We start from the raw sequence: 24,976 nt of genomic DNA, 5'->3' as shown, positions 1-24,976 counted from the left end.
TGATGGGCTTAAAACACCTCTTTGAAAAAATAGAACCGCACTTTACCGAAGGTAAGCTGAAAAAGTATTACCCGCTGTTTGAAGCGACGGCGACCATTTTCTACACCCCGGGGCTGGTGACGAAAGGGGCTGCGCACGTCCGTGATGCCATCGACCTTAAACGGATGATGATTCTGGTCTGGTTCGCGGTCTTCCCGGCGATGTTCTGGGGCATGTACAACGTGGGTTTGCAAACCATTCCGGCGCTGCACCATTTGTACGATGCACCGCAGATGGCGCAGGTGATTCAGTCTGACTGGCACTACCGTCTGGCGCAGTCGCTGGGCGTGAGCTTTGCCGCAGACGCGGGCTGGGTCAGCATGATGACGCTGGGGGCCGTTTTCTTCCTGCCTGTCTACCTCACGGTATTTATCGTGGGCGGCTTCTGGGAAGTGCTGTTTGCCATAATTCGCAAGCATGAAATTAATGAAGGCTTCTTTGTTACCTCCATTCTGTTTGCGCTGATTGTGCCACCGACGCTGCCGCTCTGGCAGGCGGCGCTGGGGATCAGTTTTGGTGTCGTGATAGCCAAAGAGATCTTCGGCGGTACCGGGCGTAACTTCCTCAACCCGGCACTGGCGGGGCGCGCGTTCCTGTTCTTTGCTTACCCGGCTCAAATTTCGGGCGATCTGGTGTGGACGGCGGCCGATGGTTTTTCCGGCGCGACGCCGCTCTCTCAGTGGGCGGCACACGGCGGAGAAACGCTGGTGAATAACGCGACGGGCCAACCTGTCACCTGGTTTGATGCCTTTATCGGCAACATTCCGGGTTCCATCGGGGAAGTCTCCACGCTGATGATTTTACTGGGTGGGGCCATCATTCTCTTCGGACGTGTCGCCTCATGGCGGATTGTCGCCGGTGTGATGATTGGCATGGTACTGACCGCCACGATGTTCAACGTGATTGGCTCTACCACCAACCCGATGTTCTCTATGCCCTGGTACTGGCATCTTGTATTGGGCGGTTTTGCCTTCGGGATGATGTTTATGGCTACGGATCCCGTCTCTGCCTCATTTACTGACAAAGGTAAATGGAGCTATGGCGTGCTCATTGGCGCGATGTGTGTCCTGATTCGTGTGGTCAACCCGGCGTATCCGGAAGGGATGATGTTGGCCATTCTGTTTGCCAATCTGTTTGCGCCACTCTTCGATTATCTGGTCGTGCGCGCCAACGTTAAGCGGAGGAAGGCGCGTGGCTGAAATCAAAAATAACGACAGCATCAGCAAAACGCTGTTGGTGGTGCTGGTGCTTTGTCTGGTCTGTTCCATTGTAGTGGCGGGTTCTGCTGTGGGGCTAAAGCCGCTGCAGCAAAAGCAGCGCGCCCTGGATAAACAACGCAATATCCTGGCCGTGGCCGGATTGATGCAGGAAGGAATGAGTACAGATGATGTTTCGACACTCTTCGCTGAACGCATTTCAGCGCGGCTGGTGGATTTAAAAAATGGCGAACTTCTGGAAAAAGACCCGGCGAAATATAACCAGGCTCAGGCGCTAAAAGATCCGCATATGAGTCTTTCCCTCGAGGCATCACAGGATCCGGCAGGGATTAAGCGACGCAGCAACCTCGCAGAGATCTACCTGGTGCATGATGCGCAAAACCGGGTGCAGGAGGTCGTGCTTCCGATATACGGCAACGGCTTGTGGTCAATGATGTATGCCTTTGTGGCGCTTGATACGGACGGTCGCACTGTAAAAGGCATCACGTATTATGACCAGGGCGAAACGCCGGGGCTTGGCGGAGAAGTTGAAAACCCTAACTGGCGGGCACAGTTTGTCGGCAAGAAAGTGCTGGATGACAGCGGGAAACCCGCGCTGAAAGTGATGAAAGGGGCAGCGCGTCAGGGAGATGAGTACGCTGTCGATGGGCTTTCCGGGGCAACGCTCACGTCAAACGGGGTGCAGCATAGTTTTGATTTCTGGATGGGTGAACTGGGTTTTGGCCCCTTCCTGAAAAACGTACGTGAAGGAGCGCTGAACAATGGCTGATGCAGGTGAACTAAAAGAAGTCAAAAAGGTGCTCATTGGCCCGCTGCTGGCCAATAACCCCATTACTCTGCAGGTACTGGGTGTCTGCTCGGCACTGGCGGTCACCACTAAGCTGGAAACGGCGCTGGTGATGACCGTTGCGGTGACGCTGGTGACGGCGTTTTCCAGCATGTTTATCTCAATGATCCGCCACCACATTCCGAACAGCGTGAGGATCATCGTGCAGATGGCGATCATCGCCTCGCTGGTGATCGTGGTCGATCAGCTGCTTCGTGCCTTTGCCTATGAAACCTCAAAACAGCTTTCGGTGTTCGTCGGTCTGATTATCACCAACTGTATTGTGATGGGGCGCGCAGAAGCCTACGCCATGAAAATGCCGCCACTGGCGAGCTTTATGGACGGCATCGGCAATGGTCTGGGCTACGGCGTGATCCTGCTGACGGTAGGTTTCCTGCGCGAGTTAATCGGCAGCGGTAAGCTGTTTGGTATCACGGTGCTGGACACGGTACAAAACGGTGGCTGGTATCTGCCAAACGGATTATTCCTTCTGGCTCCAAGCGCATTTTTCATTATCGGTTTGCTGATCTGGCTGATTCGTACGCTGAAGCCTGAACAGCAGGAAAAGGAGTAACCGACAATGGCTCATTACCTGAGTTTGTTTGTGCGCGCGGTGTTTGTTGAAAACATGGCGCTCGCGTTTTTCCTGGGCATGTGTACGTTCCTCGCGGTGTCCAAAAAAGTGTCGACGGCATTTGGTTTGGGTATCGCGGTGACCGTTGTGCTGGGGCTTTCCGTGCCCATTAACAACCTGGTGTACAACTTTGTGCTGCGGGACGGCGCGCTGGTGGACGGTGTTGATCTCAGCTTCCTGAACTTTATTACTTTTATTGGAGTGATTGCGGCGCTGGTACAAATCCTGGAGATGATCCTCGACAAGTATTTCCCGTCGCTTTACAACGCGCTGGGGATCTTCCTGCCGCTGATCGCGGTGAACTGCGCCATCTTTGGTGGCGTGTCATTTATGGTTCAGCGTGATTACAACTTCAGTGAATCCGTTGTGTATGGTTTCGGTTCCGGGATCGGCTGGATGCTGGCTATCGTGACGATGGCGGGGATCCGCGAAAAAATGAAGTATGCCAACGTGCCTGCGGGCCTGCGTGGCTTAGGGATCACCTTTATCACCACCGGACTGATGGCGTTGGGCTTTATGTCCTTCTCTGGTGTGCAGCTGTAAGGGAAAGAAGATGGAAATTATTCTTGGCGTGGTGATGTTCACGCTGATTGTACTGGTACTGTCGGGGTTGATTCTGGCCGCGCGCGCAAAGCTGGTGAACTCCGGTGACGTCACCATTGATATCAATGATGAACCGCAAAATCAGATCCGCACTCCGGCAGGGGATAAATTACTTAATACGCTCTCCGGTAACGGAATTTTTGTCTCTTCAGCCTGTGGCGGCGGTGGCTCCTGTGGACAGTGTCGCGTAACGGTAAAAGAGGGGGGCGGTGATATCCTGCCAACCGAGCTGGCGCATATCACAAAACGTGAGGCGAAAGAGGGCTGCCGTCTGGCCTGCCAGGTCGCAGTGCGCCAGAACATGAAAATTGAACTACCGGAAGAGATCTTCGGCGTCAAAAAATGGGAGTGTGAGGTTATCTCGAATGATAACAAAGCCACCTTTATTAAAGAGCTGAAGCTGCGCGTACCGGAAGGTGAAGATGTTCCGTTCCGTGCGGGTGGTTATATTCAGATTGAATGCCCGGATCACACCGTGACTTATGCGGACTTCGATGTTCCGGATGAGTATCGCACCGACTGGGATAAGTTTAATCTTTTCCGTTTTACTTCCAGCGTCAAAGAACCGGCGCTGCGCGCTTACTCAATGGCTAACTACCCGGAAGAGAAGGGCATGATTATGCTCAATGTGCGTATCGCCACACCACCACCGAATGTGCCGGATGCACCGCCGGGTGTGATGTCATCGTACATCTGGTCTCTGAAACCGGGCGATAAGGTGACTATCTCTGGCCCGTTCGGGGAGTTCTTCGCTAAAGAAACGGATGCCGAAATGGTCTTTATCGGTGGTGGGGCGGGTATGGCCCCGATGCGTTCGCACATTTTCGACCAGCTCAAGCGGCTCGGCAGTCAGCGTAAAATTAGCTTCTGGTACGGTGCCCGCTCGCGGCGAGAGATGTTCTATGACGATGAATTTGAACAGCTGGCGCGTGAAAACCCTAACTTTACCTTCCATGTGGCACTCTCCGATCCGCAGCCGGAAGACAACTGGACGGGTTATACAGGGTTCATTCATAACGTGTTGTATGAGAACTACCTTAAACAGCATTCGGCTCCGGAAGACTGCGAGTTCTATATGTGTGGCCCACCAGTGATGAATGCCGCTGTGATTAAGATGCTTAAAGATCTCGGCGTGGAGGATGAGAACATCATGCTGGATGACTTCGGAGGCTGATAATGTTGACGTTTCTGGCAACTTTCGCGGTATTTATGCTGGTGGTATTCGGTATGTCCCTGGGCTGGATCATCAAGCGTAAAAGTATCCAGGGCAGCTGCGGCGGTATCTCTGCCCTCGGAATGGAAAAGGTCTGTGACTGCCCGGAGCCGTGCGATGCCCGTAAAAAACGGATGGCTCGGGAACAGCAGCGCATTCTTTAATTTACCTTTGTAGATGGCGTCCTGATTTCAGGACGCCATACGCCGTCTGCATCCGCGGTACGTTTACCGGCTTCACATAACCCGTTTTCCGCCCCCAGAGTGACATCACGCAACGCGTTCTCCACGATGCTATTGTCTGCCTCGACCCAGCCCGGTCTTTTCATGGTGTGGGCGCGTTAAGGTTCAGCAACAGCCATTCGCTCGCCTGGCTTCCCCTGCGGATCCCGATCGGTTTTGGCGTAAGCAAAGACTCACACCTGCGTTTATGGTGTTTAAAACTCCACATCTTCCAGGCTGAACAGTGCCGTCTGGTCGTTATAGGAGAATATCTCGGCGTAGCGCCCCCAGTGAATGACCGTATCCAGCGTCTCTTTGGCGGCGCTGTCAGAGAGCGTGTCTTCCAGCTCCTGTTCAAAGCGCACGCGGGGTGCACGGTGATCCACCCTCTCATCAAGCACATTTTTAATTAATGCCGCCAGCGGGATAAAGCGCAGAAGATGCTCGGCAAACATCACTTTTCGTGGTTGCGTATCGGCCTGAGCAAAGGCTATTGCCGCTGGGGTTAAGAAGATATCCCCTTCGCGAATATCGGCAAACCCCATCAGCTGCAGTACCTCTGCAATCGGGAACAGGTCATCCACCTCCAGATGCAGGGAATGTGCAATGTCCGGCATGTCGGCCCGTCCCTCATAAGGTGCCGCCGCCAGCGTCTCGATAAGCCCTGCAATCAGGTTGATAGAAACCTGCGGCAGCCGCGTGCCTGCCTTCAGCGTTTTTCTGACGTGATCACTCACCGGACGCGCGGTCATTCTGGCATAAACATCGTCAACCAGCTGACGGAAATCAGGATCGAGGCGATCGCGGGGATGGGAAAACGGCACTTTAATTTCGGCAACCACCCGGCCAGGGTTGGAAGAGAGCACCAGAATGCGATCGCACATAAAAACAGCTTCTTCAATGTTATGTGTCACAATCAGAATCGATTTGATCGGCATTTTACCGTCGTTCCACAGGTCGAGCAGATCCGTACGCAGGGTTTCAGCGGTTAATACGTCGAGAGCGGAAAATGGTTCATCCATCAGCAACAGCGTCGGGTCGACGACCAGCGCGCGGGCAAACCCCACCCGCTGGCGCATACCGCCGGAAAGCTCACGAGGATAGGCGTTCTCAAAGCCGTCGAGCCCGATAAGATCGATTGCCGCGAGCGCTCTGGTACGGCGTGTCGAAGCGGCAACACCAAGCGCCTCCAGTCCTGCTTCCACATTCTGGAGTACAGTCAGCCACGGAAAGAGCGCAAAGGTCTGAAAGACCATCGCAATACCCTCTGCGGGGCCACTGAGCGGGGTACCTTTGTAGTTAACCGCTCCGGACGTGGGTGTGATCAGGCCGGAGATGATCCGCAGCAGAGTCGATTTTCCTGAACCCGAACGTCCAAGTAGTCCGACTATCTCCCCTTCGGATAAGGTCAGGTTAACGTTATCAAGGATCTGTATTGCACCATGCGCCTTGTCAAAACCATGGCTGACCTGTTTCACCGTTAACACTTCCTGACCGGTTTTCACTGTGCGATATCTTTGCTGCATGAGAGCAATCCTTTAATCAATACGATACCGGGATTCGGCATAAGCATACATTGGCCGCCACAGCAGGCGGTTAAACACGGTGACGAACAGCGACATGACCGCCACACCAAGAATAATTTTGGGAAAATCGCCCGCGGCCGTGTTCTGTGCAACATAGGCCCCCAGCCCGTGCGCCGTCACCTGGATATTCCCCCATTGCACAAATTCAGCCACGATACTGGCGTTCCAGGCTCCCCCCGATGCCGTAATCGCACCGGTGATATAGTAAGGAAAAATGCCCGGCAGCATGATCTGACGCCACCACTGCCAGCCACGGATACGGAAATTTGTGGCCGCTTCGCGATAGTCATTCGGGAATGCGGCGGTTCCCGCAATCACGTTAAACAGGATGTACCACTGCGTACCCAGCACAATCAGCGGAGAGAGCCAGATATCCGGGTTAAGATGGTAATGAACGATGGTAATCACGAAGATCGGGAACATCAGATTCGCCGGGAAAGCGGCAAGAAACTGCGCAATCGGCTGAATTTTTCCGGCAAGCGCAGGCCGCATCCCAATCATGACCCCCAGAGGTACCCAGATAACCGAAGAGATGAGGATCAGAAGCGTCACGCGTAGCAGAGTGAACACACCCAGCAGCAAAACATGCCCCACTTCATCCAGGGTGATGCCCGTTTTCACATAGCTGACCACCCGCCAGGCAATGTACAACGTCAGCAGAACCAGTAAAGCCCCCCAGATAATGTCTATCGTACGGGAAATCTGCCGCGATAACTTCGCTGGAACGGGCCTGGTGCGTAGCGTAGGTACACGCAAAGGCAGACGTGCCAGCACGGACAATAGCAGGCCAAAGGGGGCCAGAAGCTTGTGAATTAGCCGGGTGCGGCGCATCAGATTTAGCACCCAGGACGTGGGAGTTTTACCAGACTGCGTGGTCTCCATGCGGAATTTATCGGCCCAGGCGATCAACGGCCTGAACAGCAGCTGATCGTAGGCCAGGATCACCAGCGTCATCGCCAGCAAGACCCAGCCCACTGCGTGCAAATCTTTGTGCAAAATGGCCTGAGCAAGATAGGCACCGATTCCGGGCAGCGTATAGGTATTGTTGCCAACGGTAATGGCTTCGGAAGCCACGATGAAAAACCAGCCGCCGGACATCGACATCATCATATTCCATAAAAGTCCGGGCATTGAAAACGGAACGTCCAGCTTCCAGAAACGCTGCCAGGGTGTCAGATGAAATCCGCAGGACACTTCCAGCAGATCCCGTGGCACCGTGCGCAGAGACTGGTAGAAGCTGAAGGTCATATTCCACGCCTGGCTGGTAAAAATGGCAAAAATGGCCGCCAGCTCCACACCCAATACCTGCCCCGGAAACAGCGCGATAAAGAACGTTACGGTAAAAGCGATATAACCCAGTACCGGCACGGATTGCAGGATATCGAGCACCGGGATGAGGATTTTTTCTGCCCGTCGACTGCGGGCAGCCAGCGTACCGTAAACCAGGGTAAACAGTAGTGCCGCGAGCATGGCGACCAGCATTCGCAGCGTGGTACGCAGGGCATATTCCGGCAGCATTATCGGATCCAGCGAGATAACCTCGGTTTTCAGGCTGGCGATGGGCTGCAGGGTTTGATGAAAGCCGGTGACGAACAGGGCTATCAGACAGAGAATTAAAGGAAAAGCGACAACATCCCAGCCGTTGGGTTTGAGTTGTCGGTACGCATTGCTTGCCGAAAGATGCAGGTTCATAACACTGCTCCCTGAATGCTAAAAAATCTGCCAGTTTTTTTAATACCTCTATTATGGGTGACTTCATTTAAACGCCGGGTATCTTTGAAGAAAATTTTATGACGCAACGGGGGAAAAGCACCGGCAACCGCTCGCCAGACCTGCTCCTTTTCCTCTCACGCTTCTCAATCCTTACGTTATTACTGTATACTTATCCAGTAATGAGTGAGGGCTTACTATGCGCAAAATAATCCATGTTGATATGGACTGCTTTTTTGCCGCAGTGGAGATGCGTGACAATCCTGCGCTACGGGATATCCCCATCGCTATTGGCGGCAGCCGCATCCAGCGTGGCGTGATCAGTACCGCCAACTACCCTGCGCGCAAATTTGGCGTGCGTAGTGCGATGCCCACCGCGATGGCGTTAAAGCTTTGTCCTCATCTCACACTTCTGCCTGGTCGGTTTGAGGCGTACAAAGAGGCCTCATTGCATATCCGGGAGATTTTCTCCCGCTATACCTCGCTCATAGAGCCCCTGTCGCTGGACGAAGCCTATCTGGATGTGACCGACAGCGTTCACTGCCACGGCTCTGCCACATTGATGGCGCAGGAGATCCGCCAGACCATTTATCACGAGCTTAATCTGACCGCATCGGCGGGGGTCGCCCCGGTGAAATTCCTCGCCAAAATAGCCTCAGATTTAAATAAGCCGGACGGCCAGTTTGTTATCACCCCGGAAGAGGTTCCGGCGTTTTTAAAAACGTTGCCGCTCGGCAAAATTCCCGGGGTGGGGAAAGTCTCTGCAGCAAAGCTTGAAAGCATGGGATTACGAACGTGTGAAGATGTGCAACGAAGCGACCTGGCAATGCTGCTTAAGCGCTTTGGCAAGTTTGGTCGCGTGCTGTGGGAGCGCAGTCAGGGGATTGATGAGCGCGGTGTGAATAACGAGCGCCTGCGTAAATCCGTTGGGGTGGAACGCACGCTGATTGAAGATATTCATGAGTGGCCTGAGTGCGAAATCATTATCACTGAACAACTTTATCCTGAGCTGGAGCGGAGGTTAGCGAAAGTGAAACCGGATCTGCTGATTGCTCGTCAGGGCGTGAAATTAAAGTTCAATGACTTTCAGCAGACGACGCAGGAGCACGTCTGGCCGCGCCTGAATAAAGAGGATCTTATCGCTACCGCGAAAAAGGCATGGGAAGAGCGACGGGGTGGGCGAGGAGTCAGGCTGGTGGGATTGCACGTAACGTTGCTGGATCCGCAACTGGAACGTCAGCTGGTGTTGGGGTTGTAAAAAAGCCCGGTAGCGCTTCGCTTACCAGGCCTGCGTTTTTCACCCTCTCCCTGTGGGAGAGGGTTGGGGTGAGGGCGTTACTTAACAGGAATGGCCTTCAGCAGTTCAGTCAGCAGGGTCCAGTAATGGCCCACGCTTTCGATATGAACCTGCTCATCCGGTGAGTGTGGCCCGGTAATGGTTGGCCCGATGGAGACCATGTCCATGTTTGGATACGGTTTCTTGAACAGACCACATTCCAGACCCGCGTGGATCACCTGAATATTCGGCGTGCTGTTGAACAGACGCTGGTAAGTCTCACGCACCAGCGCCATTACTGGAGAGCTGGCGTCTGGCTGCCAGCCAGGGTAGCTACCTTTAGCGGAGGTTTTCGCACCCGCCAGGGTACCCAGAGATTCCAGCATGCTGACCACGTACTCTTTACCGCTGTCGATAAGCGAACGGATCAGGCAGATGATCTCTGCGCTGTCGTCGCTCATGGTGACCACGCCCACGTTCAGTGAGGTTTCTACCACGCCTTTCGCAACGTCAGAGTTGCGGATCACGCCGTTTGGCGTCGCGTTCAGCAGCTGAACAAAGCTGTCACGAGACTGCGCGGTCAGCGCTGCTTTATCCGTGGAGAAGGATTCCAGCACTACAGTCAGGTTCTTCTCTTTGGCAGACAGTTCGTTTTTCAGGATATCCAGATAAATGCCGGAGAGTTTTTTCAGCTCATCAGCTTTTGCTGCAGGCACTGCCACGGTTGCGAACGCTTCACGTGGAATGGCGTTGCGCAGTGTACCACCGTTGAAATCCACCAGACGCAGATCCAGCTCAGCCGCGTGCCCCGCGAGGAAACGCGCCAGCAGTTTGTTGGCGTTACCCAAACCTAAGTGAATATCACCACCGGAGTGGCCACCTTTCAGCCCTTTCAGCGTCAGCTTGAAGGTCTGGAAGCCAGCGGGTACCGCTTCACGGGACAACGGCAGGGTAGAGATGAAATCAATCCCGCCCGCGCAGCCCATGTAGATCTCACCCTCTTCTTCGGAGTCGGTGTTGATCAGAATGTCTGCCTGCAGCCAGTTCGCCTGCAGACCGAATGCACCGTCCATACCCGCTTCTTCGGTCATGGTCAGCAGCACTTCCAGCGGGCCATGCTCAACGCTGTCGTCCGCCAGTACGGACAGCGCAGAGGCCATACCGATACCGTTATCTGCACCCAGCGTTGTGCCGCGCGCTTTTACCCAGTCGCCATCAATGTAAGGCTGGATAGGATCTTTGGTGAAGTCGTGAACGGTGTCGTTGTTTTTCTGTGGAACCATATCCAGGTGCGCTTGTAGCACAACCGGTTTACGGTTTTCCATGCCTGCGGTCGCCGCTTTACGGATCAGAATATTGCCAACCTGGTCGCGCTCAACGTGCAGACCTTTTTCCTTCGCCCAGCCCATAATATGTTCGGCAAGCTGTTCTTCATGATAGGAAGGGTGTGGAATGGAACAGATTTTGGCAAAAATATCCCACAGCGGCTGTGGAGATAATTGAGACAGTTCAGACACGATAAGTCTCCTTGTCGATGCTCTGCAAACAATGATGCAGGTTACAGGGTTAGCAGGTTAATAGTTACCACAAGTCAGGCTTGCGAGATGCAACTGAGAATACCACTTTCTCTGGTTGCTGGTAGCATAAAGCATGTAAAAACCCTGGCTCAGGGCGCTAAACACTGGTTTTTAGTGCGTCAGATCTCTATAATCTCGCGCAACCTATTTCCCCCTTGAACACTTTTTAAGCCGTATATAAACAGGCTGGGACACTTCACATGAGCGAAAAATACGTCGTCACCTGGGACATGTTGCAGATTCACGCACGCAAACTGGCTGCGCGTCTGATGCCTTCCGAGCAGTGGAAAGGCATTATTGCCGTTAGTCGTGGCGGTCTGGTACCGGGGGCGCTGCTGGCTCGTGAGCTGGGTATTCGCCATGTCGATACCGTATGCATCTCCAGCTATGACCATGACAACCAGCGTGAGCTGACCGTGCTGAAACGCGCTGAAGGCGACGGTGAAGGCTTCATCGTTATTGATGACCTGGTGGATACCGGTGGTACCGCGGTGGCAATCCGCGAAATGTACCCAAAAGCACACTTCGTCACTATTTTCGCTAAACCTGCCGGCCGTCCGCTGGTTGATGATTATGTGATTGATATTCCGCAGGAGACCTGGATTGAACAACCGTGGGATATGGGCGTGGTATTTGTACCGCCAATTTCTGGTCGTTAATTCCGTTCTGCAATTATTTTAACGCCCGGTGATACCGGGCGTTGTTTTTTTTAGTCTGCGGCGCGTTACAATAGTCTTTATACGACGTATTCACGGAGGCTATGTCATGACGCAGGCGAATCTCACCGAAACTCTTTTCAAACCCCGTTTCAAACACCCAGAAACGTCGACGCTGGTGCGTCGTTTTAATCCAGGTACCCAGCCTTCAGTGCAGTCTGCGTTAGACGGTAAAAATGTGCCTCACTGGTATCGCATGCTCAATCGTTTAATGTGGATCTGGCGTGGTATTGATCCCCGTGAAATCCTCGACGTGCAGTCACGTATCGTAATGAGTGAGTCCGAGCGTACCGACAGCGAACTCTACGATACGGTGGTGGGCTACCGTGGTGGTAACTGGATCTACGAATGGTCTAAACAGGCGATGCTCTGGCAGCAAAAGGCCACGCAGGAAGAAGATGCTGCACTGAGCGGCAAGCACTGGCTGCACGCGGCTAATCTTTACGCCATTGCGGCATACCCGCATCTTAAAGGGGATGAACTGGCAGAGCAGGCTCAGGCGCTGGCGAATCGTGCCTATGAAGAAGCTGCTCAACGTCTGCCTGGCCGGATGCGTGAGCTTGAGTTCACGATCCCCGGTGGCGCGCCGGTTACCGGGTTCCTGCATATGCCTGAAGGCGAAGGCCCGTTCCCGACGGTGCTTATGTGCGGCGGTCTGGATTCGCTGCAAATCGACTATTACAACCTTTTTGAGCGCTATTTTGCACCAAAAGGGATCGCGATGCTGACCCTCGATATGCCTTCGATCGGCTTCTCGTCGAAATGGAAACTCACTCAGGATTCAAGTCAGCTGCACCAGCATGCTTTGAAAACACTTGAAAATGTCCCGTGGGTTGACCATACGCGTGTGGCGGCATTTGGTTTCCGCTTTGGGGCGAACGTTGCAGTGCGTCTGGCTTATCTTGAATCCCCACGCCTGAGAGCCGTGGCCTGTCTTGGCCCGGTGGTTCACGCGTTGCTCAGCGAGCCTGCCCGGCAGAGCAGCGTACCGGAGATGTACCTTGATGTACTGGCCAGCCGTCTTGGCATGCATGATGCATCAGACGAAGCACTGCGTGTTGAACTCAATCGCTATTCGTTAAAAACGCAAGGTTTGCTGGGACGCCGGTGCCCAACGCCGATGCTGTCAGGTTTCTGGAAAAATGATCCTTTCAGCCCGGAGGAAGAATCTCGCTTAATCACGTCGTCATCTGCAGATGGCAAACTACTTGAAGTACCGTTCAGCCCGGTCTATCAGAACTTCGACAAAGCGTTAAAAGAGATTACGGGTTGGATCTATCAGAGATTGTGTTAATAGATTGCTAAATTTTGATGGTTTGGTAAAACAGTGACTTCACAAAAGGAGATCGCAATGACGTTACCGAGTGGACACCCGAAAAGTAGACTGATTAAGAAGTTCATGGCTCTCGGCCCGTATATTCGAGAGGAGCAGTGTGAAGATAATCGCTTTTTTTTCGACTGCCTGGCTGTTTGCGTCAACGTGAAGCCTGCACCCGAAAAACGTGAGTTCTGGGGCTGGTGGATGGAAATGGAAGCACAAGAAAAGCGTTTTACTTACAGCTACCAGTTTGGCCTGTTTAATAAAGACGGAAACTGGCAGGTGGCGGCTATTAAAGATCAGGAAGTGATCGACCGTCTGGAATATACGCTGAAAGAGTTCCACGACAAGGCGCGTGCTTTGCTGGCGACTCTGGATCTGAAGCTGGAGCCTGCGGATGACTTTTCCAGCGAAGCGGTCAAGCTGACGGCCTGATGGTTTCTCTCTCTCCCTGTGGGCGAGGGCCCGGGGTGAGGGCATCAGACCGCATGAATCCCCGACAAAAAAATCCCGGCACACAGGCCGGGATTTTTTATAACAGCGTGATCAGAACTGGTAAGTCATACCCAGTGCAACGATGTCATCGCTGCTGACACCCAGTTTGTTTTTGTCATCAATCTGGTTGATTTTATAATCAACAAACGTGGACATATTTTTGTTGAAATAATAGGTCGCGCCCACATCAATGTATTTCACGATATCAGCATCACCGATACCTTCGATATCCTTGCCTTTAGACTGTACATAGCCCAGGGACGGACGCAGACCGAAATCGAACTGATATTGCGCCACGACTTCAAAGTTCTGTGCTTTATTCGCAAAACCACCAGAAATTGGGGTCATATTGCGTGTTTCAGAATACATCGTTGCCAGATAGATATTGTTCGCGTCATATTTCAGACCGGTTGCCCATGCTTCAGCTTTGTCGCCCTGGCCGCGAGCCAACTGGTTCTGAGCATTGGTACGGTCAGAGCTGGTGTATGCGCCGCTAACAGCGAAAGGGCTGCCGCCGAAGTCATAAGCCAGAGAAGTACCAAAACCGTCGCCGTTCTGTTTCTTGGCGTCGCGGTTTTCGTTTTTACCCTGGTATTGCAGCGTCATGTCCAGGCCGTCAACCATGCCGAAGAAGTCGGTGTTACGGTAGGTGGCAAGACCGGTAGCACGCTTGGTCATGAAGTTATCAGTCTGCGCGGAAGAGTCGCCGCCGAACTCAGGGAACATATCGGTCCATGCTTCGACGTCATACAGGGCACCCAGGTTACGACCGTAATCCAGAGAACCAATGTTTTTCAGTTTCAGGCCAGCGAATGCCAGACGAGTTTTCTGAGAGGAGTCGCTCTCTGCTTTGTTACCGGCAAATTCGGATTCCCAACGGCCATAGCCCGTCAGCTGATCGTTAATCTGTGTTTCACCTTTAAAACCGAAACGTACGTAGGTCTGGTCACCGTCTTTAGAGGCATCATCACTGATGTAGTGCATTGCTTTTACTTTGCCGTACACGTCCAGTTTATTGCCATCTTTATTATAGACTTCGGCCGCGTGTACAGATGCAGAAGCAACTACGCCCATAACCACTAATGCCAGTGTGCTCTTTTTCATTTTCGATCCTGATTTTATAAACGCGCTAAAATTCGCTGGACGATAAGCTCATGCCTAAGTCCCGTGAAAAAACAGGAAGGGTTTTAACGTTCTGGAATTAAACTTTTATGACAAAATAAGAATAATTTTAAAAAACTGTGATTTATTATTTTTGTAATAAAATTGTCAAAATTTGCCACTACGCTCCCTGATCCGGCGCAACAAAGTGTTTAGTGATGTGCTAAGGCAGTTGGCAACGGGGCTGAGTCCTGCTAAAACGTTCGTTTGACATCATTTCCCCTTATCGTTGAACGGCAGAGAATCATGAGTGATAGCCAGACGCTGGTGGTAAAACTCGGTACCAGTGTGTTAACAGGCGGATCGCGCCGCCTAAATCGCGCCCACATTGTTGAGCTTGTACGTCAGTGCGCTCAGCTGCATGCCGCAGGGCATCGTATCGTTATTGTGACTTCCGGGGCGATTGCCGCCGGGCGTGAACACCTGGGTTACCCCGAACTCCCCGCGACGATAGCCTCTAAACAGTTGCTGGCCGCCGTGGGACAAAGCCGACTGATTCAACTCTGGGAACAGCTGTTTTCTATCTATGGCATTCATGTCGGGCAGATGCTGCTGACGCGTGCGGATATGGAAGACAGAGAACGTTTCCTGAATGCGCGTGATACGCTGCGTGCGCTGCTGGACAACAATATCGTCCCCGTCATTAACGAAAACGACGCCGTGGCGACCGCTGAAATCAAAGTGGGCGATAACGATAACCTCTCTGCGCTGGCCGCGATTCTGGCCGGTGCTGATAAATTACTGCTCCTGACCGATCAGCCGGGGCTGTTCACCGCCGATCCGCGTTCCAACCCGGACGCTGAACTGATTAAAGATGTTTACGGCATTGATGATGCGCTGCGCGCCATCGCGGGTGATAGCGTTTCTGGCCTGGGAACGGGCGGAATGGGTACCAAGCTACAGGCAGCGGACGTGGCGTGCCGTGCCGGTATCGACACCATCATTGCTGCGGGTAGCCGCCCTGGCGTGATTGGCGATGTCATGGAAGGTCTCTCTGTGGGCACGCGTTTCCATGCGCAGGAATCCCCACTGGAAAACCGCAAACGCTGGATTTTCGGTGCGCCGCCTGCAGGTGAAATTACCGTCGATGAAGGGGCGACTGCCGCTATTCTGGAAAGAGGGAGTTCATTACTTCCAAAAGGAATTAAAAGCGTGACAGGCAACTTCTCTCGTGGTGAAGTGATTCGTATCCGTAACCTCGCAGGTCGCGACATCGCCCACGGCGTGAGCCGTTATAACAGTGATGCTCTGCGCCGGATTGCGGGTCACCACTCGCAGCAGATCGACGCCATCCTGGGCTATGAATATGGCCCGGTCGCCGTGCATCGCGATGATATGATTATTCGTTAAGGAGCCAGAAAATGCTGGAACAAATGGGTGCAGCCGCAAAGGCCGCCTCTTACAAACTGGCGCTCCTTTCCAGCCGCGAGAAAAACCGCGTGCTGGAAAAAATCGCTGATTATCTGGAATCGCAATCCGCTGAGATTTTGCGTGCCAATGAACAAGACTTAGCTGAAGCGCGTGAAAACGGCCTGAGCGAAGCAATGCTCGACCGCCTGGCGCTGACGCCAGCACGTCTGAAAGGTATCGCCGACGATGTTCGCCAGGTGTGTAATCTGGCTGATCCTGTCGGGCAGGTGATTGACGGTGGACTGCTCGACAGCGGTTTACGTCTTGAGCGTCGCCGCGTACCGCTCGGTGTGATCGGCGTGATTTATGAAGCCCGTCCTAACGTGACGGTCGATGTCGCGTCTCTGTGCCTGAAAACCGGCAACGCGGCTATTCTGCGCGGCGGAAAAGAGACCTGGCGCACCAACGGTGCAACGGTAAAAGTCATCCAGCAGGCGCTGGAAGAGTGCGGCTTACCGGCGGGTGCCGTGCAGGCGATTGAAAGCCCCGATCGCGCGCTGGTGAACGAGATGCTGCGCATGGATAAATACATCGACATGCTGATCCCACGCGGTGGCGCGGGTCTGCACAAGCTGTGTCGTGAGCAGTCGACTATCCCGGTGATCACCGGCGGTATTGGCGTGTGTCATATTGTTGTCGATGACAGCGCCGAGATTGAACCGGCGCTGAAGATCATCGTTAATGCCAAAACCCAGCGTCCAAGCACCTGTAACACAGTGGAAACGCTGCTTGTACATCAGGGTATCGCGAACACTTTCCTGCCTGCGCTGAGCAAACAGATGGCGAAAAGCGGCGTTACGCTGCATGCTGAGGCTAACGCCCTGGCGCTGTTGAAAGATGGCCCAGCTGCCGTGGTACCAGTAAAAGCAGAACAGTATGACGACGAGTTCCTGTCTCTGGATCTGAACGTGAAGATTGTGGTGGATCTCGATGATGCCATCGCTCATATTCGTGAGCATGGCACGCAGCATTCCGATGCGATCCTGACGCGTACCCTGCGCAACGCCGATCGCTTTGTGAACGAGGTGGATTCTTCAGCCGTGTATGTGAATGCTTCAACGCGCTTCACCGACGGCGGCCAGTTCGGCCTGGGCGCGGAAGTGGCTGTCAGCACTCAGAAGCTGCACGCGCGTGGCCCGATGGGTCTTGAAGCGCTGACCACCTACAAGTGGATCGGCTTCGGCGATGATACGATTCGTGCGTAAATAAACACGGGTGATGCAAAAATAGCCGTTTGATTCAAAAGGGCATTGACGCATCACTCGGTTAGATCTAACCTTCTGCCCCGTGGTTACATTCGTAACCGGCCTCTCAGGGCCGATATAGCTCAGTTGGTAGAGCAGCGCATTCGTAATGCGAAGGTCGTAGGTTCGACTCCTATTATCGGCACCATTTCAACTTCCCCAAACATCCGTATTCATCCATAAATACCCTGATTTATAACGGTTTTATTTCTTTTTAGTCCATCGTTGTCCGTAACCATCCGGTAGAATCCGTACAGAATGTGTATAGGATTGTGTATATGTTCCTGTTCGGTCCTGGATTCCTATACACATGCCTTTAAACGATATGCAGATTCGCCGCGCTAAGCCTGAAGATAAACCCTATACGCTTGGGGATGGGCAAGGCTTGTCATTGCTTATAGAACCTAATGGAAGTGTAAGCATCCCGGTAAAACGACCCATTCACTTTTAGAGATCTTCCGACATACTGATTATGTCCCCTGAGGAGATCTCCATGCGTAAAGTCCGATTCACCGAACACCAGATCATTGCCGTTCTGAAGTCCGTCGAAACCGGACGTACCGTCAAGGATGTCTGCCGTGAAGCCGGTATCTATGAAGCCTCGTATTACAGCTGGAAAGCAAAAACTGGCGCGCGTACTGGGAAAATCTGAATACGTTCTTCGGTTATCCGCCTGACATCCGCAAAGCCATCTACACGGTAAATGCCATCGAGTCGCTAAACAGCGTGATCCGTGCAGCTATCAAAAAGCGCAAAGTGTTCCCGACAGATGACTCAGTACGGAAGGTGATATATCTGGCGATACAAGCCGCATCGAAAAAATGGAATATGCCAATCCAAAACTGGCTGCTGGCGATGAGCCGTTTTATTACCGAGTTCGGTGATCGCCTGAGCGATCACCTTTAATACGATGGCAGTTACACAGAATTATTTACAGGCTCGTCCCAGCCTGTAAAGGGCCGGGATCACATTGTTGACTATTTATAAAACAAACTATTTGACTTTATTATTTTACACACTTCGTTTGTTATTTCATCTATACACTGATCACCATATAACCCTCGATCAACCATCATTCTAAAATCACTCATGATATGATTATATAAATTTTTAAATCCATTACGCTGATTACCCTCAAGTATTCTTAAAGATTTAAGGAGCCCCTTACAAAGAGAGTCACTACCTTCGTTTTCAACGACATATTCGATGACCTTCTTTAACAGCTCTATAAGCCTTGATATATCCTGCATATCATTTTCTGTTAACATCTAATCACCTTGTGTTTGTTACTTGCTCAGGGAACAATTCTCTAAATTCCCTATGCTGGCATTAGATTCATGGTAGCCCCAGTTATTTACTGTGCTCTGAGCCTGATTCAATGCCTCAGTGTCAGGATTACGCTCATAGCCAGGATTAGCAAAAAGACTCCTGACTATTTCCTGGCCTTGTTCTACACCGTAAACAGACTGCATTTCAGCCGCATAAACTCTGACATATGTATTCAGTTCGGTTTGTTCAGATGCCGATAGCGAGGACGGATCACGACGGAATTTATCCATAAGAACATCACTACGCTTATCAGCATTTTCAATGCTAATAAGCTCATTGGCTGTTTTCAGCGATCTATCACCGTTCTTAATTTTCTCAACGGCTTTGTCACGTTTGTTTGAAGATGTCGCACCCAAGAAGTTATTCTCAACAAAAAATTTACAATCGCTGAGCCAACTCAAATAATCGTTTTCTCAAACTGTCAAGTTCTCTATTTTCTTCCACAAGCATTTGATCATTTAGAGAAAGAACAATATCATTCAGTGAACCCATACCGCCGAATGAAGTCATAATTAAGTATCTTGCTTGATCAGGATCATCATTTATCATTCCATGTATATATGCGAGCTTAGTAGCCCAACTTTCGTTTCCACAATTGTGTAAAAGCAAATGCAATTTGCTTATTACATTTTTAATTTCTTCATCATTATTCATTTCAATGGATCCTTTGATATAATTTCAACACCCGGAATGTCCCAAGGTTTAGGAACTGCAATTTGTTCAGTCCCTCCCAAATAGAACCCATTTTGATACCCAACATCCCCAATGTATACTTTTGTTCCTGCTGGTATTTTTATACCAAAAGAAGTATCTAAAGGGGAGGCAGCCCCATTCGGCCAGACAGGTAGAAGTGCCTTATCAATACGAGTTTGAACAACACCATTTTGTTTTTCAAAACTAAAGTATTGGCCAAACGGGGAATCTGCAATACCAGCCCTATAAAGTAATGTATCTTCGGATAATACAACTTCCTTATATCGTGCACCTGAAAACGTTAGAGCCATATCTCGATCCAAGGGACCTGACTTGATCGCAGAGTATTCACCTAATACTTTCCCTGAAATGTTAGGATGATCCAGCACATTGCCAGCTTGCTTCATCCCATAAACAGCCCCGCCGATCGCCGCCGCGCCGTGTACGTAAGTCATTGTATCGTACAGCGCTGAAGCCGCTTCCGGGCTCACTCCCCAGTTCTACGCTATATGCTGAACATCGGCATCACGCTGAGCTTTCGCATCCGCAGTCGCATACTGCCACTACTGCCCGGCTATTTTATCGGCCCCTTCCTTGTACACACTGCCCATTGTGCCGACATACTGCCCGTCCATTTGCTCATCATAGCTCTTGCCCATCGCGGCAAGTTCCTGGCGCATACCCTGGCAGGCTGATGACGATAGCCTCTGGCACGCGTTGTCCAGTGCCACATCGAACGCTTTATCTTTCGCATCAAGGTCTGCAACCAGCTTTTCAGCCTTGGCTTTTTCGTTCGCATCCTTGATGTACGGCAGTGACCACTTCGCATCCTGCCTTTGCTTCTCATCTTTAGCGGACAGAGAATTATTCTCCACAACAATTCTATCTGACGCAGATTGTTGCGATGAAATTAGTTTTTATCTTTATTTTCAATTTATTAAACCCAACTTTGCCTGCTATGTTTCCGTCACAACAACTGCTTCCCAGGTTCGCCTTTTCGCTGGGCAGCCAAGATATTGCTTAGCGGGCGATCACAGGATAATCCCCATGGCTAGTTGTAATTACGTAAGATTCAAAACCATTCTTTTCAGGGATAATACGTATATTATCTTCATTACTAAAACATAGACTTAATACTTCGCCATCAAGCATGGAACACGAGTAAACCGTTTGATTAAGTGTAGGGAAAAGAAGAACACTTGTTGTTAGGTTCTCACCATGCCCGTTTTGGATATGCTTTTCTCCCCCGCACTGGAACGGACATTGAATCAAAATTCTGCTACCTGATGAAAATAGCAAAACTAAAGATCCAACTCCCACAATAACTCCAGTAAATATCGACTGTTCAAATTCACTAAGTTCATCGATTGTAATCATTTATAGCTTACCTTTTTGGCGGCATAGTATCTGATGGTAATGGTACATGAGTCTCTCCACGAGTCCCTGTTCCACCTGTAGCAGGATTTATTGGTTGTCCATTTTTGACAGATATCCAGTAACCGTTCTCAAGTCCGGGTACAGGAGTTGAGCCAGATGGCATAACCCTTATGTAAGTGCTTCCTGGGTTACTAGGATCTGTATTTGGCGGATAGTAAATTGAGCTTCCAGGTGTTCGACCGGGCTTACTTAACCACCCATCAGGAATGACAGGTCCTTGAGCGGGGTTGGTAAACGGTTGTAACTTAGGTGGAACCTTGGGGGCTGATTTACCTTCAATAGCACCACCTGGCCTAATCGGAACAGCCCCAATTCCAAGACCAGCAGTTCCAGGAAGCGGCTTGCCATCTTCGTCAAACAACACTCCAAGCCTGGCAACATTATAAACTTTTGGGAGGCGGTCGCCGTGCTCTTTTTCAAGCTCTTCCTCATCATGGCCAGGACTCAGCGAGTTATTCTCAACCTCCACACGGGCAGTATTTGCCCCCACAGCCGCCATGGAGAGGTTACCGTCCGTCACCGCAGCACCCGCCAGACCACCCGCAATACTCACCAGGCTGCTGACCAGTCGCTTCTCATCCGCCGTCAGGTCACCGGGTTTTTTATCACCGTACAGGGCACTTACCAGATGGCCGGTCATCTCCGAGGCCGTGATGGCACCAATGGTTCCGGCCTTCAGGCCGTCAGCACCGTGGCCACCACTCAGCTGCGTCAGCGCCGCCGCCACAATACCGTGCAGGGCGGCACGGGCTGTTGAGTCTTTCTGCTCTTTGACCAGGGATGCCAGAAGAGGAGCCGCACCCGCAGCCGCACCTGCTTTCAGGTTACCGCCAAGTGCGCCCGCCAGTAATCTCGCCGCTGCGCTGCCTTTCGTCCAGAAATCACGCGCTGACTGCGTGTTTAGAAGGTATAAAAGATAGAGCCTGAACAAGCAGGCTCATAAAACAATAAAAACATCACATTAGCTATACTTACTTTAACTGTAGCTTTACATTAATCCCAGCCAAAACACTTTCAACTTTATCAAAGAAAAACAGAACATCTTTCGGCGGAGAATTTTTGAAGTAAATCTCAATAATTTTCTTTGTTTTCCCTTTAGCTTTAGGGAAACTTTCTTCCATTTGCCCACTTTCTATAAACTCAATATATGAATTTATTTTTTCCTGTAACTTATACAAATGATCATTTGTGTTCTCACCCCAAGCCAGATGATCTGATATAGCCAGACTGATAGCGTCTGGTTCATTTTCAGGGATCCCCATAAAATCAATTTTATTAAGGTCTTCTACTGACATATTTAACCTTTATCTTTGCCTGGTCTTATCACGTCAATCTTTGTTGGTGGAATCACTGTCCCACCATCAAATCCGGGTTTGCCTACTCCCGTAATCACACCACCACTATTTTCTATTTCTGGGTAGCCGATCTTTTGATTAGGCGTTAAAGGTGCTGTCTCTGAGCTTTTACATTCGACACAGAAAATATTTCCGCTACTATCTTTCGTCATAATATCCACTCTAACATTTACCCCACTTCCAGTTTTGATTGTAACCTCTCTGGCTGAATCGGTCATTCCCTGTGAATATTTTTGATAAATGCTATCTTCGAATGCTTTTCCCTGATCATAGTTCTGGCGAATCTGATTCGCTGGGTTTGGAGATAGGGTGCCATTTTTTGACGTGCTATCAAAAGTATAATAACTACCATTATTACTGTAAATAGCGTTACCCGATGAGTCTGTTTTCCCTGTATTGGTATACATGCCACCTTTCGGACCTACCACATCTCCACGGCCTGTAGGAGTGTAACCAGAAGGTAATCGAACAGCAGAACCAATAGGCACTCCAAATCCTGGCGCATAAGTGATCGGATTTCCGGCTTCATCCCGTTCAGGTTCCAGCCCTGGATTCATAGGGATAATTTTTATATGCCCATTGCCAAGCTCTTTTTCGTGCTCTTCTTCCTCATGCTCAAACGGACTGTGTTCACTCAGCGAGTTATTCTCAACCTCCACACGGGCAGTATTTGCTCCCACAGCCGCCATGGAGAGGTTACCGTCCGTCACCGCAGCACCCGCCAGACCACCCGCAATACTTACCAGGCTGCTGACCAGTCGCTTCTCATCCGCCGTCAGGTCACCGGGTTTTTTATCACCATACAGGGCACTTACCAGATGGCCGGCCATCGCCGAGGCCGTGATGGCACCAATGGCTCCGGCCTTCAGGCCGTCAGCGCCGTGGCCACCACTCAGCTGCGTCAGCGCCGCCGCCACAATACCGTGCAGGGCAGCACGGGCTGTTGAGTCTTTCTGCTCTTTGACCAGGGACGCCAGAAGAGGGGCCGCCCCCGCAGCCGCGCCTGCTTTCAGGTTACCGCCAGGTGCGCCTGCCAGTAATCCCGCCGCTGCGCTGCCTTTCGTCCAGAAGTCACTTCCCGGGCCGTACTCAGTATTCTGATATCCGGGTTGCGTCTTCAGGAAGGCTTCCTGCTCCTGCGGGGTATCGCCCTGCAGTTTTCCTTCTGCCGCCAGCTTCGCGCCCAGCGCAGCATTGGATGCCCGCGCTTTCTGCTCAGCATACTTACCGTAAGCATCCAGGGCAGAGGAGGCCAGTGCAGCACCTTCGCTCTGTACCGCCAGGTTATCCCTGACTTTCTGCACATCACCGTTCACGTCCACGCCGTGGTGGGCGTCAGCCGTATCACGGCTCAGGTCTGCAATATCCTGTTTCTGTCCCTCAGGGTTGCGAATGACAATGCTACCGCCACTCACCGCTGATGAGGTTGTACCGCTGCGGCTCTCGTCGGCATGGCCGATACCGATGGCAGGCGTCAGGTTACGGTTTTCACCTTTTCCGCTGCCACCCGCACTGCCTGAAAGCGCCACCGTGTAGCTGTTGCCGCTGGTCTGGCTCTCGTTGTGGATATTGCTGAAACCCAGCGTCCCGGTATCGAGGCTGTTTTTGTCCGGTGTGGCGGTAGAGGCGATAACCGCACCGTCAAGCTGCGTGTGATTTCCCGTGGTGACAGCAAAGCCACCCCTGCCTGCGAATATCCCGCTCTGGTCAGCAACGCTCTTGCCATCATGAGTGATATTCTCACCCGACGCACTGACGCTACCGGAAGAGGCACCATAACACAATGGCGGTATGCACAGACTGAGGGACACGCCGGACGAAGACTGCTTACTGTCATAGCTGGCTGTTTTCCTTACCCTTCTGCTGATAAGCCCCCAGCTCCAGTGAGATACCGTTCTGCGCACCAATCAGGCTCACGCCGACGATGCCCGGAAGATTACGGTGCTAGACGTTTGCTACCTGCCGCAGCCTCTACCCGGTGGTGTTCATCTGCCAGTCGATAACAGACCCTTTGGCCCCTGAGCAACAGCAGGTGATTAATCAGCTTCTGGGGGGGATGATTATCAAGTACGAAGCAGAACGCTGGTCTTCAGGAGCGAAGTGACTGACGGCTAAAAAAGGCCGTCACACAGGACAGTTAATAAAAAATAACCCTGCGCGATCAGTGCAGGGTTTGGGGAGCTTTTTTTATTTTTACTACAGTATTAAAAAAGTAATACCGTAAAGACTCAGTACATCAATACAATAACCTCATGATTTATTACCTTTTTAATACCGCTATTTCTTTCACTGTAACTATTTTTCCTCTACCATGACATTACAGACGCAGTTTTAGTGCACTGTTGCGCATGACTGACGCTCCTGCATGCTTTTCCCACGCATCACTCACGCTCTGTTCCGCATTATCATGCCCGCCCGTGCACAGGTGCGTATGATTACGCATCGATAAATAAAATAACATCAAGGATAATATATATTTCGGCATAATCGTGACAGCCGTAGTATTTCTGGTGACCAGTGGGCGGGATTCAAAGGGGAACCCTTTGGCACGCGACTGTGTATACAGTCGGTAACGTGCCTCCAGAATCAGGGAAATATAATGTACAGTTTCATTAAATTGCACTGCACTGCATTGCAAAAAGTTGCACTAATGTGGCGTAATCTCGCTCCCCATTGCACTAAATTGCATTCTGTTGCACTAATTCCACTGGGGGGGCGGGGCTGTGCCCTGACCTGTTGCTGACCGGCGTTTTGGAGGACGCCACAACGTGGCGGTGCTACAAAACATACCCTGTCCCGCACTTTACCGGAAATGACACCTGAGACTGTATTTCAGACGGCCTTAATGTTTTAATTCCACAGCCACTTTCAGAAGAGTCGTCAGGCGATTCATGCATCGAATCCAGAACTGGCCAT

At 51.5% G+C, this 24,976-nt stretch carries 26 protein-coding genes, 1 tRNA gene and 4 pseudogenes; 17 read left to right on the top strand and 14 right to left on the bottom strand.

Translation table 11 applies throughout. The features are described 5' to 3' along the window. Positions 1–2: 2 nt before the first annotated feature. Genes ACHHZ6_RS09670 through nqrM form a run of 6 tightly spaced genes read left to right on the top strand, consistent with a single transcriptional unit; the run spans position 3 to position 4,696 of the window. A complete protein-coding gene (locus ACHHZ6_RS09670) occupies positions 3–1,238 on the top strand; it encodes an NADH:ubiquinone reductase (Na(+)-transporting) subunit B (protein WP_395122158.1) in 1,236 nt (411 codons plus the stop codon). Further along, positions 1,231–2,025 carry a Na(+)-translocating NADH-quinone reductase subunit C gene (locus tag ACHHZ6_RS09665; RefSeq protein ID WP_395122157.1) on the top strand — a complete coding sequence of 265 codons (795 nt, stop codon included), beginning with the start codon at positions 1,231–1,233 and terminating at the stop codon, positions 2,023–2,025. Before ACHHZ6_RS09670 ends, ACHHZ6_RS09665 begins: the two co-directional genes overlap by 8 nt. After that, a complete protein-coding gene (locus tag ACHHZ6_RS09660) occupies positions 2,018–2,656 on the top strand; it encodes an NADH:ubiquinone reductase (Na(+)-transporting) subunit D (protein WP_014069019.1) in 639 nt (212 codons plus the stop codon). Before ACHHZ6_RS09665 ends, ACHHZ6_RS09660 begins: the two co-directional genes overlap by 8 nt. Positions 2,657–2,662: 6 nt before the next feature. Next, positions 2,663–3,259, top strand: coding sequence for an NADH:ubiquinone reductase (Na(+)-transporting) subunit E (gene nqrE, locus ACHHZ6_RS09655; RefSeq protein WP_395122156.1), 597 nt, complete (start codon positions 2,663–2,665; stop codon positions 3,257–3,259). A 10-nt stretch (positions 3,260–3,269) separates the two neighbouring features. After that, the gene (nqrF, locus tag ACHHZ6_RS09650; RefSeq protein ID WP_182273856.1) at positions 3,270–4,493 is read left to right on the top strand and encodes an NADH:ubiquinone reductase (Na(+)-transporting) subunit F; all 1,224 of its coding nucleotides are present in this window, start codon (positions 3,270–3,272) and stop codon (positions 4,491–4,493) included. Between the two features lie 2 nt (positions 4,494–4,495). Further along, entirely contained in the window at positions 4,496–4,696 is a 201-nt protein-coding gene (gene nqrM, locus ACHHZ6_RS09645; RefSeq protein ID WP_182273857.1) for a (Na+)-NQR maturation NqrM, read from the top strand. Here the strand turns inward: nqrM and ACHHZ6_RS09640 are convergent. The 3 genes from ACHHZ6_RS09640 to ACHHZ6_RS09630 form a co-directional block, all read right to left on the bottom strand. Beyond that, positions 4,693–4,860: a hypothetical protein gene (locus ACHHZ6_RS09640; protein WP_182273858.1), complete on the bottom strand. Its 168-nt coding sequence runs from the start codon at positions 4,858–4,860 to the stop codon at positions 4,693–4,695. The two genes, nqrM and ACHHZ6_RS09640, sit on opposite strands and share 4 nt — an antisense overlap. A gap of 108 nt (positions 4,861–4,968) precedes the next feature. Beyond that, positions 4,969–6,279 (bottom strand): AAA-associated domain-containing protein, encoded by a 1,311-nt coding sequence (locus tag ACHHZ6_RS09635; RefSeq protein ID WP_395122155.1) that lies wholly within the window; start codon positions 6,277–6,279, stop codon positions 4,969–4,971. Positions 6,280–6,291: 12 nt separating this feature from the next. Continuing rightward, the gene (locus ACHHZ6_RS09630; RefSeq protein WP_182919451.1) at positions 6,292–8,031 is read right to left on the bottom strand and encodes an ABC transporter permease subunit; all 1,740 of its coding nucleotides are present in this window, start codon (positions 8,029–8,031) and stop codon (positions 6,292–6,294) included. 217 nt (positions 8,032–8,248) lie between these two features. Here ACHHZ6_RS09630 and dinB point away from each other — a divergent pair, with 217 nt between their 5' ends. Then, entirely contained in the window at positions 8,249–9,307 is a 1,059-nt protein-coding gene (gene dinB, locus ACHHZ6_RS09625) for a DNA polymerase IV (RefSeq protein ID WP_182273861.1), read from the top strand. A gap of 77 nt (positions 9,308–9,384) precedes the next feature. Here dinB and pepD read toward each other — a convergent pair whose 3' ends face one another. After that, positions 9,385–10,842, bottom strand: a complete 1,458-nt coding sequence (gene pepD, locus ACHHZ6_RS09620; RefSeq protein WP_182273862.1) for a cytosol nonspecific dipeptidase — start codon at positions 10,840–10,842, stop codon at positions 9,385–9,387. A gap of 260 nt (positions 10,843–11,102) precedes the next feature. On the opposite strand from pepD, the gene gpt reads away from it, so the two are divergent. From gpt to crl, 3 genes are all read left to right on the top strand, one after another. Continuing rightward, entirely contained in the window at positions 11,103–11,561 is a 459-nt protein-coding gene (gene gpt, locus ACHHZ6_RS09615; protein ID WP_182273863.1) for a xanthine phosphoribosyltransferase, read from the top strand. 106 nt (positions 11,562–11,667) lie between these two features. Beyond that, the gene (gene frsA / locus ACHHZ6_RS09610) at positions 11,668–12,912 is read left to right on the top strand and encodes an esterase FrsA (RefSeq protein ID WP_182273864.1); all 1,245 of its coding nucleotides are present in this window, start codon (positions 11,668–11,670) and stop codon (positions 12,910–12,912) included. 57 nt (positions 12,913–12,969) lie between these two features. Further along, positions 12,970–13,371 (top strand): sigma factor-binding protein Crl, encoded by a 402-nt coding sequence (gene crl / locus ACHHZ6_RS09605; RefSeq protein WP_182273865.1) that lies wholly within the window; start codon positions 12,970–12,972, stop codon positions 13,369–13,371. Positions 13,372–13,482: 111 nt separating this feature from the next. On the opposite strand, the gene phoE is transcribed toward crl, so the two are convergent. Beyond that, positions 13,483–14,535, bottom strand: coding sequence for a phosphoporin PhoE (phoE, locus tag ACHHZ6_RS09600; protein WP_395122154.1), 1,053 nt, complete (start codon positions 14,533–14,535; stop codon positions 13,483–13,485). A 303-nt stretch (positions 14,536–14,838) separates the two neighbouring features. On the opposite strand from phoE, the gene proB reads away from it, so the two are divergent. From proB to ACHHZ6_RS09570, 6 genes and pseudogenes are all read left to right on the top strand, one after another. Then, positions 14,839–15,942 carry a glutamate 5-kinase gene (gene proB / locus ACHHZ6_RS09595; RefSeq protein WP_182273867.1) on the top strand — a complete coding sequence of 368 codons (1,104 nt, stop codon included), beginning with the start codon at positions 14,839–14,841 and terminating at the stop codon, positions 15,940–15,942. Between the two features lie 11 nt (positions 15,943–15,953). Further along, on the top strand, positions 15,954–17,207 hold the full coding sequence (gene proA, locus ACHHZ6_RS09590) for a glutamate-5-semialdehyde dehydrogenase (RefSeq protein WP_182273868.1): 1,254 nt from the start codon (positions 15,954–15,956) through the stop codon (positions 17,205–17,207). Between the two features lie 111 nt (positions 17,208–17,318). Continuing rightward, positions 17,319–17,394 (top strand) — tRNA-Thr (locus tag ACHHZ6_RS09585). A gap of 162 nt (positions 17,395–17,556) precedes the next feature. Then, positions 17,557–17,667, top strand: a pseudogene (locus ACHHZ6_RS09580) (DUF4102 domain-containing protein); the annotation flags it as partial. 72 nt (positions 17,668–17,739) lie between these two features. Continuing rightward, positions 17,740–17,877 (top strand): annotated as a pseudogene (locus tag ACHHZ6_RS09575) (transposase); the annotation flags it as partial. Positions 17,878–17,882: 5 nt separating this feature from the next. After that, positions 17,883–18,152 (top strand): annotated as a pseudogene (locus ACHHZ6_RS09570) (transposase); the annotation flags it as partial. Between the two features lie 71 nt (positions 18,153–18,223). Here ACHHZ6_RS09570 and ACHHZ6_RS09565 read toward each other — a convergent pair. From ACHHZ6_RS09565 to ACHHZ6_RS09525, 9 genes are all read right to left on the bottom strand, one after another. Beyond that, on the bottom strand, positions 18,224–18,514 hold the full coding sequence (locus ACHHZ6_RS09565) for a hypothetical protein (RefSeq protein ID WP_395122153.1): 291 nt from the start codon (positions 18,512–18,514) through the stop codon (positions 18,224–18,226). Positions 18,515–18,532: 18 nt separating this feature from the next. After that, complete coding sequence (locus ACHHZ6_RS09560; protein ID WP_395122152.1) at positions 18,533–18,976, bottom strand: hypothetical protein; 444 nt, start codon at positions 18,974–18,976, stop codon at positions 18,533–18,535. Next, complete coding sequence (locus ACHHZ6_RS09555; RefSeq protein WP_395122151.1) at positions 18,954–19,229, bottom strand: DUF6966 domain-containing protein; 276 nt, start codon at positions 19,227–19,229, stop codon at positions 18,954–18,956. The genes ACHHZ6_RS09560 and ACHHZ6_RS09555 overlap by 23 nt, the downstream gene beginning before the upstream one ends. Continuing rightward, positions 19,226–19,759 (bottom strand): hypothetical protein, encoded by a 534-nt coding sequence (locus tag ACHHZ6_RS09550; RefSeq protein WP_395122150.1) that lies wholly within the window; start codon positions 19,757–19,759, stop codon positions 19,226–19,228. Before ACHHZ6_RS09550 ends, ACHHZ6_RS09555 begins: the two co-directional genes overlap by 4 nt. A 72-nt stretch (positions 19,760–19,831) precedes the next feature. Further along, on the bottom strand, positions 19,832–20,143 hold the full coding sequence (locus tag ACHHZ6_RS09545; RefSeq protein ID WP_395122149.1) for a DUF6862 domain-containing protein: 312 nt from the start codon (positions 20,141–20,143) through the stop codon (positions 19,832–19,834). Positions 20,144–20,288: 145 nt separating this feature from the next. Next, positions 20,289–20,645 carry a hypothetical protein gene (locus ACHHZ6_RS09540; protein WP_395122148.1) on the bottom strand — a complete coding sequence of 119 codons (357 nt, stop codon included), beginning with the start codon at positions 20,643–20,645 and terminating at the stop codon, positions 20,289–20,291. Positions 20,646–20,652: 7 nt separating this feature from the next. Continuing rightward, complete coding sequence (locus ACHHZ6_RS09535; RefSeq protein ID WP_395122147.1) at positions 20,653–21,636, bottom strand: VENN motif pre-toxin domain-containing protein; 984 nt, start codon at positions 21,634–21,636, stop codon at positions 20,653–20,655. Positions 21,637–21,676: 40 nt separating this feature from the next. Continuing rightward, on the bottom strand, positions 21,677–22,000 hold the full coding sequence (locus ACHHZ6_RS09530; protein ID WP_395122146.1) for a DUF6572 domain-containing protein: 324 nt from the start codon (positions 21,998–22,000) through the stop codon (positions 21,677–21,679). A gap of 2 nt (positions 22,001–22,002) precedes the next feature. Continuing rightward, positions 22,003–23,964, bottom strand: a complete 1,962-nt coding sequence (locus ACHHZ6_RS09525) for a VENN motif pre-toxin domain-containing protein (protein ID WP_395122145.1) — start codon at positions 23,962–23,964, stop codon at positions 22,003–22,005. 107 nt (positions 23,965–24,071) lie between these two features. Between ACHHZ6_RS09525 and ACHHZ6_RS09520 the strand changes: the two are divergent. Further along, a pseudogene (locus tag ACHHZ6_RS09520) lies at positions 24,072–24,164 on the top strand (RstR family transcriptional regulator); the annotation flags it as partial. Positions 24,165–24,976: the final 812 nt, after the last annotated feature.

This window comes from Enterobacter cloacae complex sp. 2024EL-00214, from assembly GCF_043945575.1.
Taxonomy (GTDB): Bacteria; Pseudomonadota; Gammaproteobacteria; order Enterobacterales; family Enterobacteriaceae; genus Enterobacter; species Enterobacter cloacae_P.
The sequence above is the reverse complement of the archived record's forward strand: the minus strand, read 5'-3'. Positions and strand labels throughout refer to the sequence as shown.

Bases quoted from the DNA above. Each gene is read 5' to 3' on its own strand.
- nqrM (WP_182273857.1), top strand. From the start codon at position 4,496: ATGTTGACGTTTCTGGCAACTTTCGCGGTATTTATGCTGGTGGTATTC.
- phoE (WP_395122154.1), bottom strand. From the start codon at position 14,535: ATGAAAAAGAGCACACTGGCATTAGTGGTTATGGGCGTAGTTGCTTCT.
- gpt (WP_182273863.1), top strand. From the start codon at position 11,103: ATGAGCGAAAAATACGTCGTCACCTGGGACATGTTGCAGATTCACGCA.
- ACHHZ6_RS09635 (WP_395122155.1), bottom strand. From the start codon at position 6,279: ATGCAGCAAAGATATCGCACAGTGAAAACCGGTCAGGAAGTGTTAACG.
- nqrE (WP_395122156.1), top strand. From the start codon at position 2,663: ATGGCTCATTACCTGAGTTTGTTTGTGCGCGCGGTGTTTGTTGAAAAC.
- ACHHZ6_RS09630 (WP_182919451.1), bottom strand. From the start codon at position 8,031: ATGAACCTGCATCTTTCGGCAAGCAATGCGTACCGACAACTCAAACCC.
- proB (WP_182273867.1), top strand. From the start codon at position 14,839: ATGAGTGATAGCCAGACGCTGGTGGTAAAACTCGGTACCAGTGTGTTA.
- crl (WP_182273865.1), top strand. From the start codon at position 12,970: ATGACGTTACCGAGTGGACACCCGAAAAGTAGACTGATTAAGAAGTTC.
- frsA (WP_182273864.1), top strand. From the start codon at position 11,668: ATGACGCAGGCGAATCTCACCGAAACTCTTTTCAAACCCCGTTTCAAA.
- ACHHZ6_RS09565 (WP_395122153.1), bottom strand. From the start codon at position 18,514: ATGTTAACAGAAAATGATATGCAGGATATATCAAGGCTTATAGAGCTG.
- ACHHZ6_RS09540 (WP_395122148.1), bottom strand. From the start codon at position 20,645: ATGATTACAATCGATGAACTTAGTGAATTTGAACAGTCGATATTTACT.
- proA (WP_182273868.1), top strand. From the start codon at position 15,954: ATGCTGGAACAAATGGGTGCAGCCGCAAAGGCCGCCTCTTACAAACTG.
- ACHHZ6_RS09660 (WP_014069019.1), top strand. From the start codon at position 2,018: ATGGCTGATGCAGGTGAACTAAAAGAAGTCAAAAAGGTGCTCATTGGC.
- ACHHZ6_RS09530 (WP_395122146.1), bottom strand. From the start codon at position 22,000: ATGTCAGTAGAAGACCTTAATAAAATTGATTTTATGGGGATCCCTGAA.
- ACHHZ6_RS09670 (WP_395122158.1), top strand. From the start codon at position 3: ATGGGCTTAAAACACCTCTTTGAAAAAATAGAACCGCACTTTACCGAA.
- dinB (WP_182273861.1), top strand. From the start codon at position 8,249: ATGCGCAAAATAATCCATGTTGATATGGACTGCTTTTTTGCCGCAGTG.
- nqrF (WP_182273856.1), top strand. From the start codon at position 3,270: ATGGAAATTATTCTTGGCGTGGTGATGTTCACGCTGATTGTACTGGTA.
- ACHHZ6_RS09640 (WP_182273858.1), bottom strand. From the start codon at position 4,860: ATGAAAAGACCGGGCTGGGTCGAGGCAGACAATAGCATCGTGGAGAAC.
- ACHHZ6_RS09555 (WP_395122151.1), bottom strand. From the start codon at position 19,229: ATGAATAATGATGAAGAAATTAAAAATGTAATAAGCAAATTGCATTTG.